The 3741-nt window shown below is 65.7% G+C and carries 3 protein-coding genes; 1 reads left to right on the top strand and 2 read right to left on the bottom strand.

The window, feature by feature from the left end; translation table 11 throughout:
- Both ACLQ62_RS14075 and ACLQ62_RS14080 read right to left on the bottom strand, forming a co-directional pair.
- On the bottom strand, positions 1–755 hold a 755-nt coding region (locus ACLQ62_RS14075), incomplete at its 3' end, for an IniB N-terminal domain-containing protein (protein ID WP_411722260.1).
- Positions 756–968: 213 nt separating this feature from the next.
- Positions 969–3266 carry a LuxR C-terminal-related transcriptional regulator gene (locus ACLQ62_RS14080; RefSeq protein WP_411722261.1) on the bottom strand — a complete coding sequence of 766 codons (2298 nt, stop codon included), beginning with the start codon at positions 3264–3266 and terminating at the stop codon, positions 969–971.
- Positions 3267–3299: 33 nt separating this feature from the next.
- On the opposite strand from ACLQ62_RS14080, the gene ACLQ62_RS14085 reads away from it, so the two are divergent.
- Positions 3300–3458: a hypothetical protein gene (locus ACLQ62_RS14085; RefSeq protein ID WP_411722262.1), complete on the top strand. Its 159-nt coding sequence runs from the start codon at positions 3300–3302 to the stop codon at positions 3456–3458.
- Positions 3459–3741 lie beyond the last annotated feature (283 nt).

Below are 3741 nucleotides of genomic sequence, written 5' to 3' on the forward strand. Positions count from 1 at the left end.
GTCTCCGTCGAGTTGTCTACGGAGTTGTCCTCCTCGTAGTCGACGACGATCTCTACGTCGGTCGAGTTGTTTGAATCGGAAACGTCAACCGAGTTGTCGGAGTTGTCGGAGTTGTCGGAGTTGTCGACCGAGTTGTCGGAGTTGTCGTTGAACGAATCCTCGACCTCGACATCCGTGTTTCCGATGTTGACGTCCTCGCCGGCCGTGATGTTCGTCGAGTGGTCCTCAGACTGGTCGACCCAGGCATCGTCTCCAGCAGCGATGGCGCCGGCGCCAGACGCGATCACCGCGTCGTTGTCGAAGAGCTGCGTGACATCGCCGTCCGCCCAGATGTTCTGGTTGACCGACATGTCTGTGATGGTGTCGTTGTATGAGTAGTTGTTCACAACATGCATCAGCTGCTGGATGGCGTGGCCATGGTCGCTGTCATCGTGGTCGTGTCCACCGTTGTGGTGTCCGCCGTGATCGTGGTCGTGGTCATGGTCGTCGTGGTCGTGTCCGCCGCCATCGTGGTGGCCTCCACCGTCGGTGTGGTTGCCGCCGGCGTTGTACTCGCGGTCGCCGATGACCGGAGCGTAGTCGACCGGAGCGTAGTCGAGGACGACCGGCATGCAGGCGTCGACATCTTCTGACGTGACGTTGCTGAGTCCGGCGCTTTCGAGTGCGGCCTCGGGGTCCGCGCGGAATTCAGCAGCGGCAGCGGGGTCCCTGAGGAGGCCGAGCAGAAACTCGAGAAGAATGGTGGTGATAGGCATGGGGTTGTTCTCGCAATCTTGATTGGTCGGGGTGTCGAACTCAGTGCACCCAACGGATGCCTGGGGTGTTTTCCACGCTAGGTCGGGGCTTGCGCCCCCGCATCGGGGATCGTTCCCCTAACGAACCGGCCGGGAACGAGGGTGTGAAGCTCACCGCGTTAGGGGGCCAGGGGGGCGAAGCTCGGAGGGCGTTCGCCCGGAACAGAGTTCTTGCTAGTCCCCAGGGCCGTCGAGGGCCACGCGCAGCAGAGTGAGAAGCTCGGACCTGGTCGAGGCACCGAGTCGGGAACGAATGCGCGCAATGTGATGTTCGGCGGTGCGCGGCGAGATGAATACCGCCTCACCGATCTCGCGGTACGTCTTGCCGTCCAGCACCAGGCGAGCGATCTCCCGTTCACGTGCGCTCAGACCCGTCTTGTCACGAGCGCCGGCCACCGAAGCACGGGCTGCCGCGTGAGGCTCGACAGCTCCGCCAGCCGGGGTCGCCGGGGCTGCCATACCGGGGTGCAGGTCTCGTGCGCACGCGAGAAGCCTTGCCATGTCCTTCCGTTCCTCGGTGCGCGCAGCAGCGTGGCCGGCCAACCGGGAACCGTCCCAGGTCAGCCCGACCGAAGCCAACCCGCGCGCCGCCGACTCGACCGTCGCCACGTCGAACGATTGCGCCAGCACCGACAGCCAGGCGCGCCCCGCCGCCGCCAGCACGAAAGCCAGGCGGTTCTGCTGCGCTGCCCGCACGAGTGCAGCGGCGTGCGGGGCCAGATCGGAAGGGCGCTCGGTGAGAATGGCGGCCTGCACCGCAGACCAGTGCAGGCGGACCGACCAGAGCGGTGGATTTCCGAGCTGTCTAAGCAACTCCCATGCTTGTGCCAGGTGAGATTCAATGCGAACAGATTCGCGTAGGCGAGCGGCCGCCACCACAAGTTCTTCGAGCGGCATCAGGCTGAAAAGGTCGACGCCCGCGTGCAGGACGCATTCTCGCGCACGTTGCCAGGCCAACACCAAAGCGGGTGCATCGTCCGCGCGACGTGCCAGGCCGACCTCGACGGCCCGGAGCAACAGCTCGTCTCGCTGCACGAGACCGCTGCTGTTCTCGGTGGCTTCGTCGATCGCGGCCCGCGCCCGATCGGGGCGATCAGCCTGCATGGCGGTCCACGCACGCAGCAGGAGCAGCCGGGGTCGTGCCGCCTCGCCGCATTGGCTGTGTTCGAGAGCTGAGTCGAGGATCGAATCGGCGACTCCGAGTTCCCCGCTGTGAAGCGCGACGAGGGCGGCAAGGGCTGCCGGGTAGTCGGGCGACGGGACCATCGCACCAGAAGCAGACATGACGTCCGAGGCACGGATGAGCAACGGCAGGGCGTCGCCCGCGACCTCACCGATCGACTCCCGGATGCCTTGCCCGGCCAGCGTGGCCGCGACGGTCGACAGGGTCGGAGATCCCGCGGACGCGCCAGCCGTGAACATGTCCTCGGCACCAGCGCGGTCGCCCGCACCGATCAGTGCCACCCCCGCGAGCGCGGCCGATGAACCGACCCGGTCGGGACCCAGCCAGCGATAGATATCCGCACCGCGTGCGAGCATCCCTCGCTGTGCCCACACGGCGGCTGCCACGTCAGCCGCCCGGGTGAGATCGGGTGGGTTCTCGTGGGCGAAGATCTTGTCGAGTATTCGGCTGGTTCGGTCGACGTCTCCCGTGGCAGCGAATGCCTGTGCACGTCTCGCCGCAAGTGTGATCTTCTCAGCGCCGGCTGCAAGGGCTTCGTCGTAGAGAGTTGCTGCCAGCCCGGGCTGTGTGGCCAATGCGTCGTCGCCCGCCCGCTCGAGGCTTCTTGCTATCCGAACGTCTTTCAGCCCGCTGCGAGCCAGCGGCCGAGCGGTCTCGACGAAGGTACTCCCCCGGTCGTCGAGGCTGTTCACGAGGGATCGCTGAAGGGTACGGAGATGATGAACCGGAGTTGTGTGCAGCAAGGTTTTCCCGATAAGGGGAATCAGTCGGCCGTCTGACCGTATCAAACCGGCCGCGCGCGCCTCCGCGACGAGATCGTCGATGCTCGCATCTCCCTGTTCGAGCGAGTCTGGGACGCGCCCCGACAGGTCGAAACCGACCGTGAGCGCGAGCAGCAACTCGCGCACCTCCGGATTCATCGCGTCGAGATCGTAACCGAGCTGATCCATGACGGCGTGCATATCGAGGAGGTGGCTCCGGTCAGCCATCGTGCCGGCAACCCGGTGCACCAGCCACGGCATGCCGGCTGTCAATTGCAGCACCTGATCGACGAGCGTTGGGGGCGCTGGCCTGCCCAACGCGGCTGTCACTTCCGTCGAAACGGCTTCGCGATCGAGCGGGCCGAGCACGACGGACGGATGATGGCGCTCGAGAATGCTGGCGAGCCGGAGGAGCGCGGGTGGTTGCGGCCAGAACCGGTAAGCGACGACGAGGTTGAGCTCAGGATGCTCGACGAGCGAGTGGATTTCGGAGAGGGCAGACTCGTTGAGTCTGTGCGCGTCGTCCACCAGCAGGACTCCGCGCCCTCTGATGGAGTGGGAATGAAGCTCACGATGCCCGCGGCGCACATCGACGCCGGCGGCGCGATAGTGCTCATCAAGCTGGTCAAGCAAAGTGCTTTTTCCTGCCCCACCGACGCCGGAGACTCCGACAAGCAATCGTGCATGTGGTTCCGACTTCACCTGGTCGAGCAGAGATAGCGCGCTCAATGACCCCCACACGATTCAGACTCCCATGGCGCCGCGCGAACCAGGGGCTGAGGCGGCCCCCGTGACCGGCTCCGACTCCGGCGGAGGAACCTCAGCGGGCGTTGTTTGCTCCGGTTGAGGTTGCGGATCGGTCACAGGGTCAGGCGCCGGATCAGGGTCAGGTGCCGGGTCAGGTGCCGGATCAGGCGCCGGATCAGGCGCCGGATCAGGTGCTGGGTCAGGTGCTGGGTCAGGCGCTGGGTCAGGTGCTGGGTCAGGAGTGGGGTCAGGAGTG

This window comes from Mycetocola sp., assembly GCF_046716805.1.
GTDB lineage: Bacteria > Actinomycetota > Actinomycetes > Actinomycetales > Microbacteriaceae > Mycetocola_A.